Origin of the sequence: Psychrobacter sp. 1Y6, from assembly GCF_052258385.2 — a bacterium.
In the GTDB taxonomy this organism is placed as follows: domain Bacteria; phylum Pseudomonadota; class Gammaproteobacteria; order Pseudomonadales; family Moraxellaceae; genus Psychrobacter.
This window is the reverse complement of record NZ_JBQQEW020000001.1, coordinates 2,899,802-2,916,707: the sequence shown is the minus strand read 5'-3', so window position 1 is coordinate 2,916,707 and position 16,906 is coordinate 2,899,802. Positions and strand designations below refer to the sequence as shown.

Below are 16,906 nucleotides of genomic sequence, written 5' to 3'. Positions count from 1 at the left end.
TATAACCTAACCGCTAAGGTGAGAAAAATTCATTATAGTCAATATAGCGCTGACTTTCACTCATAGTCCGTTATTAATAAGTAGCTAATAAGCAATTAGTTAGCAATCAACATCTAGCGCTTGCGTAATAATAACTGTGAGATAACCACCAATACTAGTGAAGCAACTAGCAATAACGTACCAATGGCGTTGACTTCTGGCTTGAGTCCTACACGCACCATAGAATAAATGCGCAGCGGTAAAATCTCATAGCTAGGTCCCGTGACAAAGGTCGACACCACCACATCATCTAGCGATAAAGTGAAAGCTAGCAACCAACCTGCCATAACCGCTGGCAAGATAACTGGGATCAATACGGTGCGCACCATGGTTGATTCGTTAGCCCCCAAGTCGCGTGCCGCTTCCATCAAGCGCTCATCTAAACTACTCAAACGTGCAAAGACAGTAATCACAACAAAAGGTAGGCAAAAAGTAATGTGTGCCAATAGCAATGAGACAAAACCCAATTGCAAACCAATTAATAAAAACAGTGCTAGCAATGAAATAGCGAGTACAATCTCAGGCGACATCATTAGGACAAACAGCAGACCGTTTAGCAAGCCTTTACCGCGAAAATTATAACGGTGTAACGCCAGCGCTGTAAGCGTGCCTATCAAAGTCGAGACAGTGGCTGCCACCAATCCTAATACAATAGAGTGCCAAAATGCATCTAGCATCGCTTGGTTGTTAAATAGCGATTCGTACCACTTTAAGCTAAAGCCGCCCCAGTTGTAGCCAATTTTTGATTTGTTAAAGGACATCACCACCAAGACAATGATGGGCAGGTACAACAAGGCATAAATCAGTCCGAGATAGCCTTTAGCAGCGATACTACCAATCTTGAGCGGACGAGTTTTTTTGTTCGGTGAGCTATAAGACATTAGGCCACCTCGTTAAAGTCAGTCTTGCCAATGCGGCGGCTACTGGCACGGTAGGCAAGTAATAATACCGCCATCGCTAGTGTCAATAAAACGCTAGCTGCTGCGCCAAAGGGCCAGTCACGCGCATCCAAAAATTGGTTTTTGATGATATTACCGACCAATAAATTACGAGAACCACCTAATATATCTGCCACATAAAACATACCCATCGCAGGCAATAGCACGAGCAGTACACCAGAGATAATACCAGGTGTCGTTAATGGCAGTACCACATGCCAAAAGGTCTGTGTTTTATTTGCGCCCAAATCTTGCGAGGCCAGTAGCATATCATTGCGTAAGTCAGTAAATACGGCATATAGCGGCAGTACCATAAATGGAAATAACAAGTAGGTTAAACCTGCAATCACCGCACCTTGGGTATATAAAATATCGATAGGGGTGTCGATTACGCCAATTACCAATAGCAATTTGTTAATCAAACCATTGTTAGCAAACAGTAGTTTTAACGCATACGTCCGTACCAAAGAGTTGGTCCAAAATGGCAGTATCAGTAACATCATTAGCAGCGGTTGCCAACGCACTTTCGCCTTAGAAACTAACCATGCAAAAGGGTAGCCAAGCAATAGGCAGATAACCGTTGTGATACCTGCCATCCATAATGAGTGGACAAACACCTCAAAATATAACGGATCAATCATACGTACATAGCTGTCGATGCTAACAGGTAAGCTAATAAAGGCGCTACTATCACGGGTTAAAAAACTGACAGCGATGACTAGGATATTTGGTAATAGTGCAAATATCAGTAGCCAACCCCAGATTAGCCAAAGCGTGGCAGTACGAAATGGACTTTTACTGCCTAAGTGGTTGCGAGCCATCAGCTACCATCCTTTTGTACAGTCGTGTCTGGCATAGCTTCAGAGTCTTCTGGCAATACCCATTCCCAGCCATCTACCCATGAGACTTTAACGCCCTCGTTTAGTTTGTAATCAAAGCTTGGATCATCCTCATCAAAAAACTCAGAGGCCTTAATGATATGACCATTTGCCAGTTCGATAATCGAATCTAAGGTGCTACCTTTATAGTTACTCTCGATGACACGGCCTAACAGTCCGCTATGCTCGTTGTCTTTTGGATCATATATTCGTAGGTCTTCAGGACGAAGTAGTAAATTAACGATATCGCCCACTTGCACGTCATTGGCAAAATTGGGACGACGTAAATTGCGTAAGGTGGTTGGTCCTTCTTGCACCTGCGCTTCACAGACTTCGACCTCGATGCGTCCGTTGTTCACTTTGCCATCGCGATCTGGCTGGTCTGGATGGACACCTTTGACTTCAGCTCTAAACAAATTCGTCTCACCGATGAATTTTGCAGTAAACAGATTGGCAGGGGTTTCATAAATTTCGATAGGCGTACCGATTTGTTGGAACGTGCCGTCTTTCATCACGGCAATACGGTCTGACATCGACAGCGCTTCTTCTTGGTCATGAGTCACGAAGACAAAGGTAATGCCCAGCTCACGTTGTAGACGCTTCAACTCAGACTGCATTTGCAGGCGCAGTTTATGATCGAGCGCGGATAATGGCTCATCGAGCAATAGCAGTTTAGGGCGGTTAATCACCGCGCGTGCAATCGCAACTCGCTGCTGCTGACCACCAGACAAATCTTGTGGCTTGCGGTTGGCTAAATGCTCTAGCTGTACCATCGCTAGCATCTCGCTAACACGTCTTTGGATTTCATCTTTTGAGACTTTTTTTAGCTTTAGGCCATATGCTACGTTTTGGGCCACGCTCATATGAGGAAACAATGCATACTGCTGAAATACGGTATTGACCGGACGTTTATCAGCGGACAAGCCTGCCATCTGTACGCCATCCAAATATATCGCCCCAGCGTTTGGCTGTTCAAAGCCTGCAATCAAGCGTAGTAATGTCGTCTTACCACAGCCTGATGGGCCAAGTAATGTCAAAAACTCACCGTGTTTGATATCAAGGTTGATGTCTTTTAGAACTTCGGTTTGATCATAGGTTTTTTTTAGACCAGTCAGTTGCAGCAGTACCTGACCATCATGAGGTAACGCAGAGGTGTTATGCGTGTTTGGAGATAAATCGGTCATAATATCTGTTCCTAAGCGTCCAATAGCTATATGCAGCTGGCTGTCATTATAAGGATTGGCATGAGCGTAAGCATGTTCGGATTGCTGCCTGAATGCTGCGTATTATAACAAACCCTTGATATAAGTCAGTGCAAGTTCGTTATAAGTTACGCGAGTCATACTGTCGTAGCAGCGATATGTACAGCTGTATTTTTAGATATGACTACATTTACCTAGCGATATTTAGACAAATTTTTTTACCGTTTTTTGGTTTTTATTGCTATACAATCACGTTATGGCTGACAAACATGATTAGCCTGATAGTTTGGTGATAATTAGCCAATCTGTGCTTGAATACATGTATGCAAAACAGCTTATAACTCTAATATTATTGATGATAAAGGATCTCTCATGCCTACCGATATACGTCCAACCACAGGTCAAGAAGCGCTTGAGCTTTTAAAAGCAGGTAATGCACGCTACGTTGATAGCCTCACCAGTACCGATGAGTATATGCAGCGCCGTCCAGAGTTGGTCAAGGATCAAAATCCATTGGCCATTATTTTGGGTTGCTCCGATGCACGAGTACCAGTTGAGATTGTTTTTGATCAAGGTTTGGGAGATTTGTTTGTTATACGAGTCGCGGGTAACGTGGTTGCACCATCACAGATTGGTTCAATCGAGTTTGCAGCTGAAGCCTTTGGCACGCAATTGGTCGTGGTACTTGGACATTCAAAATGTGGCGCTGTCACGGCTTGCGTTGAGACATTAATTAACCCTGAGCAGAACTATTCACCTAACTTGCAATCTATCGTTGATCGTATTCGCCCAAGCGTTTATAACTTGCACGAACTAGCAACTGCCAATGGTCAAGACGTCGATGCAGACGAGCTGGTCGATCGCTCTATCCGCGCGAATGTACGTATGTCAGTCAGTCAGCTTAAGCATGGCTCACGTGCATTAGAGGACTTAACCAATAGTGGTCAGCTATTGGTAGTCGGCGCTGAGTATGACTTAGAGACAGGAAAAGTGCGTTTTTTAGATAGCTAGTTAGTCTTGGATAAATTCAGATAACTAGCGAGTTAGGGGATAAAGACGAACATACCTTGTTCATATTCTTACAAAACCCTATCAGTTATTTCGCCGTTTTTTATTATGATAAGAGAACGACACAAATCATGACAATCGTGATTTGCGTGTTTATGCATTTATTTTTTGAATTATATTAGGATAATTATGTCTACTTCATCTAACAACAATAACGACGCAATAGACCAGCCTGCTAGCAGCGTTAGCACGGATGGTGTTCAGCCAATTTCATCAAAGACGACCGGTTTTACTTTTAACCACACCATGCTGCGTGTCAAAGACCCAGTGAAATCGCTTGAGTTTTATACTGGCGTTTTGGGTATGACCTTGCTTGCCGTTAAGAAGTTTCCTGACATGGGATTCGATTTATATTTCTTGGCTAAGTTGACCGAGAGCGAGCGCGAAAACCTGCCAACTGGCGATGATCTAGAAATCTTTGCTTTCCGTCAGCGTGGTATTTTGGAGTTGACGCATAACTACGGCACCGAAACCAAGGCTGATTTTAGCTATCATGACGGCAATCAAGATCCGCAAGGTTTTGGTCATATTTGTTTTAGCGTTCCAAGCTTGGATGAAGCGGTTGCTTGGTTTGATAAAAACAATGTCGAATTCAAAAAGCGTCCAGAAGACGGCAGCATGAAAAACATTGCCTTTATCAAAGATTTAGATGGCTACTGGATCGAAATCGTTCAGGCCGATTTGATGAGCTAAGTATCAGAACGACAGCACCTATTAAGATAAGTGCGTTAATAGAAATAAATAGAATAAAGGAGTATCACCCAGATGCCTACCTCTGAGGCAGAAACGACACTGAGTGCTGAGACAGCCGCGCAGGCTACGACGACGGATGGATTGACTTATCAAAGCATCCTTGGTTCGGCAAATGAGATATGGGTTGGCTTTGTTGAACGCATCCCATATTTTGTCGCATCAATTATCGTTATCCTAATTTTTTGGTTTTTATCGATTGTCTTCAAAAAAATCGTTCACAAATTATTAGGCAGTCGTAGTCGGCATCAGAACTTGGTCAAGGTGTTTCAGCGGGTAGGTGGGGCGCTTATTTTCTTTATTGGTTTTATGATAGCGATGGTTATTGCAGTGCCAGGGTTCACCCCTGCTAAGCTAATTGGCGCGCTCGGTATTGGTTCCGTTGCTATCGGTTTTGCTTTCAAAGATATTTTCCAAAACTTGCTTTCTGGTATCTTGCTGCTAATTTCAGAGCCGTTTCGTATCGGTGATCAGATTGTCTCAGGCGACTATGAAGGAACGGTCGAAGATATCAAAATCCGTGCAACCACCATCAGAACTTATGATGGCAGGCAAGTGGTGATTCCAAACTCAGATCTTTATACTTCGGCGTTAACCGTCAATACCGCTTATAAGCAACGCCGTCTGCAAGTCGCAGTTGGTATCGGTTATGAAGATGACATCGAAGCGGCCAAAACTGAGATTATAAAAGCATTAGATAAGATAGAAAGCGTCTCGAAGAAAGCAACACCAAGTGTTATTGCTACTGGCTTCGGCGGTTCGTCCATTGATCTAATGGTACGTTGGTTTATCGAAGATGGTACGCAAGCTAATAAGGTTGCCTCGATTCATCAAGTAATTGTAGGTATCAAAAACTCATTGGATGCAGCGGGCGTAAATATTCCCTTCCCAATACGTACGATTGATTTGAGTGATCCTTCAGTAAGTGCAATCGTTAATAAAATGAACGAGCAGCAAGACATTGTGGATGTGAATAAAACAGTGGCCGAGTAGCGCGCTCGGTGAAATATTTAATTAGTGTCAAAAATGTGATATCTAATAATACTTAGAAAACTAAAAAAACCGCCACATCAACTGATATGGCGGTTTTTTTATACGTATCTACTTGCTATAAATACGAAGATTTATTCGTCTTTTGCTCTAAAGTCGGTATGGCATGATTTACAGCTTGCACCAACTTGTCCAAAGGCAGGTTTAACATCGTCCATGCTAGTAGCGTTTTGAGCGGCGGCGTTTAGCTCAGCAGTGACTTTTTGAAAGTTTTCCGCTTCAGCACTGAAGCCATCAGCATTAGACCAAACCGCTTCGGTAGCATTACCTACCGCTTCTGGATCTTCAAAATGACTCCAAGGCTTGGCGGCATCTTCTGCCAAGAACGCCGCTTGCTCTTTAAATACATCGGCATCAAATGTGTCAGGTGCTTTTGCCATATCACCCATGACGCCCATTGCATCGCCCCAGTTTTTCATGGTGTCTTGACGCGCTTGCACGTCAGGGTTAGATCCTGTTGAAGTGCTACAGGCTGTTAGACCCAGTGCAGCCGCCATCAAGGTAATGCTAAACAGAGACTTGAAAGATTTGTTGGTATGAACCTGTGCCATATGACTTACTCCTTTAAACTTGGCTAATAGTAAGCGCGATTACAAACGCTCGCTTCGTCGTAAAATATAGTTATACAAAATACTGCCTAAAATTCTTCTGAGCACAGTTGCTAATAAAGAACGTCTTCTATTGTAACGGTTATCTGTGCATTGGGAATTATATAGTTGTTATATCCTCGTAATATTTTAAATAAGCATAACTTAACTTGGTTGTTACTGTTTATAGTTGGTTACGATGATTGTATTGGTAAATACACGACATATTTTTTACAATAACAACGTGAGAATGGCTCGTTTGGATAGTACTGACAATAAAAAAGGCCAGCGATAGCAGCTGACCTTTTTAATATTTACGAAAACTACAGTGCTAACCAATCACGCGGTTTTAGATAATAATCGGTCAACTCAAATTCAGGCGTTCCTTCAGCAGGCTCAAAACGATAATGCCAGCTGGCAAGTGGCGGCATACTGACTAGAATTGACTCGATACGTCCGTTGCTCTGTAGCCCAAATAGCGTTCCGCGATCGTAGACCAGATTGTATTCAACATAGCGACCACGGCGATAGAGCTGAAACTCGCGCTGCGCTTCAGTATAAGGCGTATTTTTACGTTGTTCAAAAATCGGCATGATACCGTCAAGATAACCGTTGCCCACGGCTTTCATAAAGTTAAAGCAAGTCTCGAAGTCCCAGCCACGACTTTCAGTACTGACGTCATCATAAAACAAGCCGCCAATGCCGCGCTGCTCATCACGATGGCGTAGATGGAAATACTCATCACACCACTGTTTGAAATCAGCGTAGATATTGTCTCCAAAAGGCGCACACAAGTCATGACAAACTTGATGCCAGTGTACACAATCAGCGAGTACTGGATAGAATGGCGTTAAGTCAAAACCACCACCAAACCACCAAATAGGAGCTTCACCTTCCGCTTCCGCTACGAATAAACGCACATTAGCATGGCTCGTAGGCACGTTTGGATTTTTGGGATGGACAACCAGTGACACGCCCATTGCTTGAGCTTTACGTCCAGCGATATTGGGGTGACGCGCGGTCGCCGAGGCGGGTAGGTTATGTACATGAATATGGCTAAACATGACGCCTGCTTTTTCGATGACCTCGCCATCTGCCAATACGCACGACCGTCCGCCACCGCCTTCAGGACGTTCCCAGTCATCAGGTACAAAGGTCGCATGCTCATTGTCATTAGTGCTGCCGTCACGCTCTTGTGCTTCTAGCGATTCACAGATACGTGCCTGTAAATCAACCAAAAATTCGCGCACTCGCATGATGTCGTTATTGGTTGGCGTCGTCACAGACGCCACCGTTGATAAGTCTGTTTCGTTATTTGTATTTGTAATACTCATAAGATATCTATTTATTCAGGTGTATGGCGGTATTAAGGTCTGTATCGAGAGAAGCATCTATATCAAGATTGATATTTTTATCAAACAAGTGGCCCATGCGATCACGTTTGGTTGCTAGATATTCAGCATTCATATCATTGACACCGACCAACAATGGAACCCGTTCGACAACATCAATACCATGCTCAGTCAGATAAGCGACTTTGTTTGGATTGTTGGTGATGAGCCTGACAGCGTCAACACCGACATGGGCAAGCATCGGACCACACATATCATAGATACGCGCATCGGCAGGCAATCCTAACATTAGATTGGCGTCCAGCGTATCATGCCCTTGATCTTGGAGGGCATACGCACGAATCTTATTGGTCAAACCAATACCGCGGCCTTCTTGACGCAAATACAAAATCGCACCGCAACCTGACTCTTGGATGGCTTGCATGGCAGTATTGAGCTGCGGACCACAGTCGCATTTCAATGAGCTAAACGCGTCGCCTGTCAGACATTCAGAATGAATGCGAATGAGCGGTACTTGCTTCGATACTGATTCATCTTTTTGGCTCAATATCTTGTCGTTTGAGGGTTGACTAGCCACATCATCTGTCTGTTGATCGACCACAGCTAGACCAACGGTCAGCATGACATGCTCTTGACCTTCGCTATTTTCAAAGATGTGAATATCAAACTCGCCGTGACGAGTGGGTAATTTGGCACTAGTGATAAATTGATATGACATTGCTGTCCTACATAAGCCTAAAGTCGTGGCGGTGAAAAGTATGTTATTGCTGTTTGAAACGAGCGCTGTTTGAGACGGTTACTGTTCGAGATAACTACTGTTTTCGAAATAACTATTAGTTGAGATGAGCATGTCACCTAAACTTTACTGCTAAGATTAAGATGATACCAGTATAACCTGTTCATAAAGACAGCGTGCTCATTGTATTTTTTATAAAAACACACAAAGTTCACAGACGACGCACGATGATTAAAGCGACAATTAAAAAAAAATGCTATTATGCCATACTATTTTGACGGATACAGTGACAAGTCTTTACCCTTACATTACTATGTCGTCACTAACATCCGCTATTGATGCAAAATAATAGGGCATAATGTCACCCCTCAGTAGTCAATAGTGTAAAAGCATCAATATTTTGATATCAAAACGTTGGTATTGGCGCGCAGTCTATTGTGCTAGCGTGTGTACTGTCGTAAGTAGCGCAGCTATACAAATACGAAAGTTGCATGAATAATTATATGGTCGATTACATCAATAATGATGTAGGTATTATTGACGTCTTTTGATTATAGTCACCGCTATATTTTAAAGACACGTCTTGTCAGCAGATTGGTAGGTATCGTACGGTTTATGCAGCAGTCACCTCATTCTCCAAAGTCTCAGTCCCTATCTACATCAGTGCTGGATTCTGCTGCTCAGCTATCGAGCTTACAGCAGACCTATACTGTGATTCCACGTGTGCGTCCTCATACGCCATTGCTTGATGCAATTGATACACCCACTGACCTCAGTACGCTTTCAACGGCTAAGCTTATTACGCTGGCCGATGAATTGCGCCTTTTTCTATTGTATTCAGCTGGTCAGAGCGGTGGGCATTTTGGTGCCAATTTGGGCGTGGTCGAGCTGACCATCGTACTACATTATTTGTTAGAGACGCCGCAAGACCAAATCGTCTGGGACGTGGGTCATCAAGCCTATGCTCATAAAGTACTGACAGGTCGCCGTGAGCAGCTAGGTACTATCAGGTCTAAAGATGGTCTGACAGCATTTCCTGAGCGCGCAGAATCTGTCTACGATACATTTGGCGTTGGGCATTCATCGACCTCTATTTCAGCTGGTCTGGGTATGAGTCTCGCACTGCGTTATCAAGGCCGCGAGCAAACGGTTGCTTGCATCATCGGCGATGGTGCAATGACAGGCGGCATGGCATTTGAAGCCATGAATGACGCAGTACAGCAAGATGCTGATTTGCTGGTCATCCTAAATGATAATGATATGTCGATATCATGCTCTATTGGCGGGTTTTCACGACATTTAGCCATGCTTTGGGAGTCAGGTTATCAAGTTGATATCTCTGAGTCAGGTGAGCCAGTACTCTGCCACCGCCCTGATATGCAGGCGTTCGATCGCCGCAAGCGTCATAAAGAGATGCGCGATGTTCCACAGTTAGAAGACAACTTATTCAAAGCGATTGGTTTTACCTATTTTGGTCCATTTGATGGGCATAATATCCCTGAGCTACTGCGCGTATTGTCACTGGCGAAGCAAGTAAAAGGCCCAGTATTGGTACATATTTATACCACTAAGGGTAAAGGCTTTGCGCCAGCAGAATTAGATCCTGTGGGCTATCATGCAATCAGTAAATTGCCAGTCGAAAATCATAAAGCGCATGAAGCGTCTAAAGCTGACTCTGTAGAGCAGCTAAAAAAGCAACCAAGTACAAAGCCAGCGTTAAAATATTCGCAAGTGTTTGGCCAGTTCTTATGTGATAAAGCGGCCGAAGACGATAAGCTGTTAGCTGTTACCCCTGCCATGGAAGAAGGATCAGGGATGACGGACTTTGCTCGTCATTTTCCAGAGCGCTTCTTTGATGTGGCCATCGCTGAGCAACATGCTGTCACACTAGCGGCTGGGATGGCAACTCAAGGCGTCAAACCTATTGTCGCGATTTATTCAACGTTCTTACAGCGTGGATATGATCAGCTGATTCATGACGTGGCTCTACAGAATCTCGATGTAATGTTTGCCATTGATCGAGCGGGCCTAGTCGGTGAAGACGGTGCCACGCATGCTGGCGTGTTTGATTTCGGATTCTTGCGTTGTGTGCCTAATATGGTGATTGCAGCGCCAAAAGATGAGAACGAATGCTACCATTTGCTCAATACTTGCTATGAGTACCCAGGCTGCACGGCGGTACGTTATCCGCGTGGTACAGGCACAGGTGCTGATATTAAGCAGCCAGCCCAAACTTATAAAGTTGGTGAAGCGGTTGTCGAGTCAGTATTAGGTAAAGCTGATGCACCTTACAAATTGGCATTATTGGCCTTTGGCACGATGGTAGCAACTGCTCAGCAAGCAGCAGAAAGCTTAATAAATAACGATGCAGCGTTAGATTGCCAGATACAGGTGGTCAATATGCGCTGGGTAAAACCGCTCGATACGGTAATGCTTGAGACGTTACTGGCGCAAGGAGTTACTCATATAGCAACCCTAGAAGAGCACATGATTATGGGCGGCGCAGGTAGTGCAGTGAATGAGTATTTACTCAACGAGTCGGCTGCCTTTAAGCAAAGTCGTCCAGCTATTGCTAATATCGGTATTCCTGATCGTTTTATCGCTCATGGCTCTCAAGCAGAGCAATTAGCTGATTGTGGTCTAGATGTCGAGGGCGTAATCAAACAGCTTAAAACGCTCTTATCGTAAGCAATGTTCCTAGCGTTACAATATTATTTTAAAAAATTAATGCGCTAAAAAGGCATGAATTAAAACCGATATAAGCTCCTTAAACAGAGCAAACGCCTGCTAGCCGCAGGTGCTAACTTTTTTACAACTTGCGCAGTTTAGATGATCGCCAAAGTACTGGCTTGGTCAGCGTAACGGTTTTTTCGTTTTTATCGAACAATTTTAGTATAATGCGAGTGTCTTTTATAAGTTTTCGTTTATAAGAGACACGTTTTTAATCGCATAGATGTGGTGTGATGCGGCGGCTGTTTGGCATGTTGTGGGCACAGAGTTAGTCTTATTTTTTTATATTCATTCATCAAGCAAATAGGTTATTTATGGAACCCATGGTCGTCATCGCAGCGCGTACTGCTGAAAAAGTTGGTAAAGAGATTTTATATGCGCATCAAAACCGCCACAAAATCGAGTTAGATATTGAGTCTAAAGGACTTGATGGTCTGGTTACCCGCATTGATCGCTTTAGCGAAGAGCTCACGATTGAGACGCTAAAAGCCAGCTATCCTAATCATTCATTTTTGGGTGAAGAGTTTGGTATGCAAGAAGGCCGCGGCGAAGATGCTGACTGGTGCTGGATTATCGATCCACTAGATGGCACTAAGAACTTCGTTCATGGTGTGCCGCAGTTCTGCGTATCTATCGCTGTACAGCATAAAGGTGTTACCCAACATGGTGTGGTCTATGATCCAGTACGTGATGAGATGTTCTCAGCGAGCCGTGGTAAAGGCGCGCGCTTGAACAATCGCCGTATGCAAGTGAGCGAGCGTAAAACCATTGATGGCGGTTTCTTTACGACAGGACATCCGCTTGAGCGTAAGCGCAATGGCGAAGTTATCTCTTATGCTAAACAGCACTTTGAGAGCTTACAGAAGATATCTGAGGCAGGTGGTCAGGTACGTCGTATGGGTTCAGCTGCGCTTGATTTGTGCTATGTTGCCGCTGGTCGTTTTGACGGTTATTTTGAGATGTCTATCAAGCCTTGGGACATCGCAGCGGGCGAGCTTATCGTAACTGAAGCACGCGGTGTGGTGGTTGATCATACTGGCGCGCACAATTCTATGACATCAGGCTCTATCTTTGCTTGTAATGTGAAATTGCTCAAGCCATTGATGCAGACAGTTGTTCCAATCTGGGGTGATGCAATCTAAACGTTAACCTTAATGGTATTAACGTTTAGCGCTTGCAAGATTTAAATTCAAGTAATATCTAGATTGAGTATGAATGAAAAAAAGCTGGTTCCGTTATGGAGCCAGCTTTTTTGTTTTATCATTACCCTTATTGTCATTTTTATCTTCAACAGTGATGCCTTTGAATGCTAGCTCTTTACTGGTAGTTTCTAGCAGCTGTAACTCTTCTTCTATCAGCATCAGCATATCTTGTACGCGAGGTAACGCCTTGCTACAAGCGGTAATACCAAACTCAATCTTATCCAGATAACTGGCTAAGGTGATATTCATCGCTTGACCATTAAAGACAATAGAAGCGGGGTACAATGATTGCAAACGAGCACCATTCCAGTACAGCGGTTTTTCAGAACCAGGTACGTTAGAGATAATCAGGTTAAATGCCTGCTTTCTAGGAAACAGTCCTGTCGCCAAATTAATGCCTTGCCACGCGTATGAGACGATACTGTAGTTAATGACCTGCGCTTGGTTCATGCGGCGAAAGCGACGTTTGCCATGATTCATACTACGATGGATAAGCTCTATCCTGCGCAGTGGATTGTCCAAATGCGTACCCAAGTTCGCCAATACAAATGACAGCTGGTTGCCCGAGATACTATTATCCGTACGAAGTGACATCGGTACAAAGGCAATTAATGGTTTGCTTGGTAGCGCATCCATTAATATTAGATAACGGCGAATAGCGCCTGCACAGACCGCCAGTACCACATCGTTTCTGCTAATTTTGAGCCTTTCGGCGATATCGTTAAACCGCTTTATGTCATAAGACTGTGCGGCTATACGCCGTGAGGCTGATATACGTTTGTTCAAGATACTCATCGGCGCGTCAAAAGTACCGACGTACCCTTCATCACCGTAGTTTTTTACATTATCTAGCAGTTCTGTAAATACAGGTTTGATGGTAGATATCTGCTCTTTTATGATACCCCTGATAGATCGTTCGGCAGGTAAGATAGCGTTTACTTGGTTACGATGGCGCGCCATCAACGACCAGACAGGGAGAGTAACTGGCTCGGTTGGCGATTGTGATAAGGATTTTTGAACCAAACGCATCGCTGCAATGCCATCAACCAAAGAGTGATGAATCTTAAAATACCATGCAAAACGTTCAGGTCCACCTTCGATTTCTGGCTGTATACCTTCGATAACATGACATTCCCACAAAGGCATAGCGCGATCTAATAAACGTCCATGTTCTCTTGAGACGTACATCAATAATTCACGTACGCGTCCAGGACTTGGTAGCGCGACATGATGCAAATGATGCTCGACATCAAAGTCTTTGTCTTTTTTCCAAAAGGCTAAATGCTCAAGTACTTGATTAAAAGGAAAGCTGGGCGGCACATCAGACTCTTGCATTTGTTTTACCAATTGATAGACAAAGTCGCTATCCGCATTGTCTGGTAATTCAAATACAAACAGTCCACCAACGTGCATGGGCTGTTTACGCGACTCAAGAAGTAGAAACAACTGGTCGACTGCTGTGAGAAGTCGCATAATAAATCCTTTTATGACGATAAGTGTTATGTGAAAATTATAATGAGTAGATATTCAATCAAATAACATTTTTTATTATTTTATAGAGCGTGTTAAGCAATCAACCATAGCACTGACAGCACTATACGTAAATACTCAACACGCTCTATTATACTATGTCATTTATACTTCAATTTATTGAAAGAAGTACCCAGTCTGTGGTGAGCTGGCAGTAGCCATCTTACGCATAGGCATACGACCTGCCAAAAACGCAGCGCGACCTGCCCACATAGCATGTTTCATTGCGTGTGCCATCATTACCGGGTTTTGTGCATTGGCAATGGCTGAGTTCATTAGTACGCCATCACAGCCAAGCTCCATCGCAAGTGCAGCATCAGACGCAGTACCGACACCAGCGTCAACCAATACGGGTACTTTAGCGTTTTCGATTATTAAGCTAAGCGTATGACGATTGAGTAGACCAAGTCCTGAGCCAATCAAGCTGCCAAGCGGCATAATGGCGACACAGCCCATGCTTTCTAATTCTTGTGCGACGATAGGGTCATCTGACGTATAAACCATCACTTCAAAACCATCATCGATCAATACTTTGGCGGCTTTTAAAGTTTCCATAACGTTTGGATATAAGGTTTTCTCATCCCCCAATACCTCAAGCTTAACCAAATTATGCCCACCCAATAATTCGCGAGCAAGCTTACAAGTGCGAATGGCTGTTTCGGCGTCAAAGCAGCCAGCAGTATTCGGTAATATCGTATATTTATCAGGTGAAATCACATCTAATAAGTTAGGCTCATCACTATTTTGTCCAATATTGACACGGCGAATGGCGACGGTCACGATTTCGGCTGCTGAAGCGACAATGGCTTCTCCAGTCTCCGTCATGTCTTTATATTTACCGGTACCGACTAACAGACGCGAAGAAAAGGTACGGCTACCGACAGTAAAGGTATCTTGTAAAAGTGGTGTTGGATGAGTAGTGCTAACGTTCTCTGACATAACGGAAAATCCTAATATCGAGCGGGAGAAGGGACAGACAAAATATGATGGGCAATTTAAGTAATCTAAAAGTTGTAATAGACAATGGTAAGCTGTTAGAAAAAAATCGCATGATATGCTAACTCTGATAGTAATAATATGTGCTGGGCGATAGGTATAAAGCGCCAGTCACATAAAATAATACCCGTCTAAAACAAAATGCTATTATAACAAACTCATGCAACCTTACTGGCAGTCTTTTTTGATTCGAACTGTTAAGGACAAGGCATCAACCCTGTCTTGGCGTGCGTACTTCTTATCTTCTCCTCACTTATTGGGCCGTCTTTATGATGCAGTTGCCATACAGCTTTGCGAAACGCCATCAGATTTTGGCCATACTTGCGATAGATCCGGAATTGCCACCAACATTGGTACTTACCAAAGCGACTCCGTTATCAGCGATTAATGAAGCGGTACGGTTTTTACAGCAGCAAGGCAGTCGCGGTGTACCCACTTACGAAAGTGTCAGCGCGGATGATTTTGAAAAACGTATGAACGCGGCTTATGCTGGCAATACAGGAGAGTCGCAGCACATTGCTGCTGGACTTGAGGACCATCCTGATCTCGATAGCTTGGCAGATAGCGTCCCTGAAACTGAAGACTTGATGGATCAACAAGACGATGCACCTATCATTCGTTTGATCAACGCTTTATTGTCCGAAGCCATTCGTTTAAGTGCCTCAGACATCCATATTGAGACCTTTGAAAAGCGTTTGGTCGTTCGTTTCCGAGTTGATGGTGAGCTAAAAGAAATCATCACACCAAAACGCCAATTGGCTCCATTGTTAGTTTCGCGTATTAAGGTAATGGCTAAGTTAGATATCGCCGAAAAGCGAGTGCCGCAAGATGGTCGTATCAGTTTAAGACTGGCAGGGCGAGAGGTCGATGTGCGTGTATCGACTTTGCCATCAAGCTTTGGTGAGCGTGTGGTGATGCGTCTATTAGACAAGCAAGCAGGTCGTTTGAATATGACGTATTTGGGGTTGTCTGATAATGACTATACTGAGCTAAAACGCTTAATCCATCGTCCGCACGGCATTATTTTGGTGACAGGGCCGACTGGCTCGGGTAAAACCACGACGCTATATTCTGCATTGACCGATCTCAATGATCAAACTCGCAATATTTTGACCGCTGAAGACCCTATTGAGTTTCAGCTTGATGGTATCGGGCAGACGCAGGTCAATAATAAAGTAGACATGACATTTGCTAAAAGTTTGCGCGCGATGTTGCGACAAGATCCCGATGTGGTGATGGTTGGTGAAATTCGTGATTTAGAGACAGCAGAGATTGCCGTACAGGCCTCTTTGACAGGGCATTTGGTATTATCGACGCTACATACCAACACTGCTATTGGCGCGGTCACTCGCTTACAGGACATGGGTGTTGAGCCGTTTCTGTTGTCGTCGTCGCTTATTGGCGTAGTAGCACAACGTTTGGTACGCACTTTATGTTCACATTGTCAAAGCTGGCAGGCTGCTGATACCGAGCAAGCCAAGCTGTTTACCGAAATTGGCATTGGCTCAACGCTGAAAAGTGATGCCAAAGATATAGCAAGTGAGTCGATTCGTTTGCCCAAGCCAGTGGGCTGCGATAAATGTAATCAGTCAGGGTTTAAGGGGCGTACTGCTATATATGAAGTCGTGCCAATCGACGATACATTGCGCCGTATGATTCATAGCAATACGGCTGAGTATGCGCTGGAAGAGTATGCGCGCCAGCAAACACCGTCGATACGTGCAGATGGCTTACGTAAAGTCATAGAAGGTCGCACGACATTGGAGGAAGTGCTGCGAGTGACAAAGGAGAGTGCGTTAACGGACGAGACAATACTAGTATAAATCTGCAAACTAGATATCGGTATAA

Annotated in this window: 14 protein-coding genes; 6 read left to right on the top strand and 8 right to left on the bottom strand. The window is 44.0% G+C overall.

The features are described from left to right. Positions 1 to 113: 113 nt before the first annotated feature. Genes potC through potA form a run of 3 tightly spaced genes read right to left on the bottom strand, consistent with a single transcriptional unit; the run spans position 114 to position 3,039 of the window. On the bottom strand, positions 114 to 920 hold the full coding sequence (gene potC, locus ACTXGF_RS25860) for a spermidine/putrescine ABC transporter permease PotC (protein ID WP_404693102.1): 807 nt from the start codon (positions 918 to 920) through the stop codon (positions 114 to 116). Next, on the bottom strand, positions 920 to 1,798 hold the full coding sequence (potB, locus tag ACTXGF_RS25855; protein WP_443533371.1) for a spermidine/putrescine ABC transporter permease PotB: 879 nt from the start codon (positions 1,796 to 1,798) through the stop codon (positions 920 to 922). The genes potC and potB overlap by 1 nt, the downstream gene beginning before the upstream one ends. Then, complete coding sequence (gene potA, locus ACTXGF_RS25850) at positions 1,798 to 3,039, bottom strand: spermidine/putrescine ABC transporter ATP-binding protein PotA (protein ID WP_443533372.1); 1,242 nt, start codon at positions 3,037 to 3,039, stop codon at positions 1,798 to 1,800. Before potA ends, potB begins: the two co-directional genes overlap by 1 nt. 390 nt (positions 3,040 to 3,429) lie before the next feature. Between potA and ACTXGF_RS25845 the strand changes: the two genes are divergently transcribed. The 3 genes from ACTXGF_RS25845 (at position 3,430) to ACTXGF_RS25835 (ending at position 5,868) form a co-directional block, all read left to right on the top strand. Next, entirely contained in the window at positions 3,430 to 4,068 is a 639-nt protein-coding gene (locus ACTXGF_RS25845) for a carbonic anhydrase (protein ID WP_057758161.1), read from the top strand. A gap of 186 nt (positions 4,069 to 4,254) precedes the next feature. Further along, positions 4,255 to 4,818, top strand: coding sequence for a lactoylglutathione lyase (gene gloA, locus ACTXGF_RS25840; protein ID WP_443533374.1), 564 nt, complete (start codon positions 4,255 to 4,257; stop codon positions 4,816 to 4,818). A gap of 72 nt (positions 4,819 to 4,890) precedes the next feature. After that, complete coding sequence (locus tag ACTXGF_RS25835; RefSeq protein WP_443533376.1) at positions 4,891 to 5,868, top strand: mechanosensitive ion channel family protein; 978 nt, start codon at positions 4,891 to 4,893, stop codon at positions 5,866 to 5,868. A 131-nt stretch (positions 5,869 to 5,999) separates the two neighbouring features. On the opposite strand, the gene ACTXGF_RS25830 is transcribed toward ACTXGF_RS25835, so the two are convergent. The 3 genes from ACTXGF_RS25830 to ribA form a co-directional block, all read right to left on the bottom strand. Next, positions 6,000 to 6,476, bottom strand: coding sequence for a c-type cytochrome (locus ACTXGF_RS25830; protein WP_134292367.1), 477 nt, complete (start codon positions 6,474 to 6,476; stop codon positions 6,000 to 6,002). Positions 6,477 to 6,835: 359 nt separating this feature from the next. After that, complete coding sequence (gene hemF, locus ACTXGF_RS25825; RefSeq protein ID WP_443533379.1) at positions 6,836 to 7,846, bottom strand: oxygen-dependent coproporphyrinogen oxidase; 1,011 nt, start codon at positions 7,844 to 7,846, stop codon at positions 6,836 to 6,838. 7 nt (positions 7,847 to 7,853) lie between these two features. Further along, complete coding sequence (ribA, locus tag ACTXGF_RS25820) at positions 7,854 to 8,582, bottom strand: GTP cyclohydrolase II (protein ID WP_443533381.1); 729 nt, start codon at positions 8,580 to 8,582, stop codon at positions 7,854 to 7,856. Positions 8,583 to 9,215: 633 nt separating this feature from the next. Here ribA and dxs point away from each other — a divergent pair. Next, entirely contained in the window at positions 9,216 to 11,288 is a 2,073-nt protein-coding gene (dxs, locus tag ACTXGF_RS25815; protein WP_443533383.1) for a 1-deoxy-D-xylulose-5-phosphate synthase, read from the top strand. Positions 11,289 to 11,644: 356 nt separating this feature from the next. Continuing rightward, entirely contained in the window at positions 11,645 to 12,472 is an 828-nt protein-coding gene (locus ACTXGF_RS25810) for an inositol monophosphatase family protein (protein WP_057758174.1), read from the top strand. A 93-nt stretch (positions 12,473 to 12,565) separates the two neighbouring features. Here the strand turns inward: ACTXGF_RS25810 and ACTXGF_RS25805 are convergent, their stop codons facing one another. Both ACTXGF_RS25805 and ACTXGF_RS25800 read right to left on the bottom strand, forming a co-directional pair. After that, positions 12,566 to 14,005, bottom strand: coding sequence for a WS/DGAT/MGAT family O-acyltransferase (locus tag ACTXGF_RS25805; RefSeq protein WP_443533385.1), 1,440 nt, complete (start codon positions 14,003 to 14,005; stop codon positions 12,566 to 12,568). A 174-nt stretch (positions 14,006 to 14,179) separates the two neighbouring features. Beyond that, positions 14,180 to 15,001, bottom strand: coding sequence for a thiazole synthase (locus ACTXGF_RS25800; protein ID WP_443533386.1), 822 nt, complete (start codon positions 14,999 to 15,001; stop codon positions 14,180 to 14,182). Positions 15,002 to 15,327: 326 nt separating this feature from the next. On the opposite strand from ACTXGF_RS25800, the gene gspE reads away from it, so the two are divergent. Continuing rightward, on the top strand, positions 15,328 to 16,881 hold the full coding sequence (gspE, locus tag ACTXGF_RS25795; RefSeq protein WP_443533388.1) for a type II secretion system ATPase GspE: 1,554 nt from the start codon (positions 15,328 to 15,330) through the stop codon (positions 16,879 to 16,881). Positions 16,882 to 16,906: the final 25 nt, after the last annotated feature.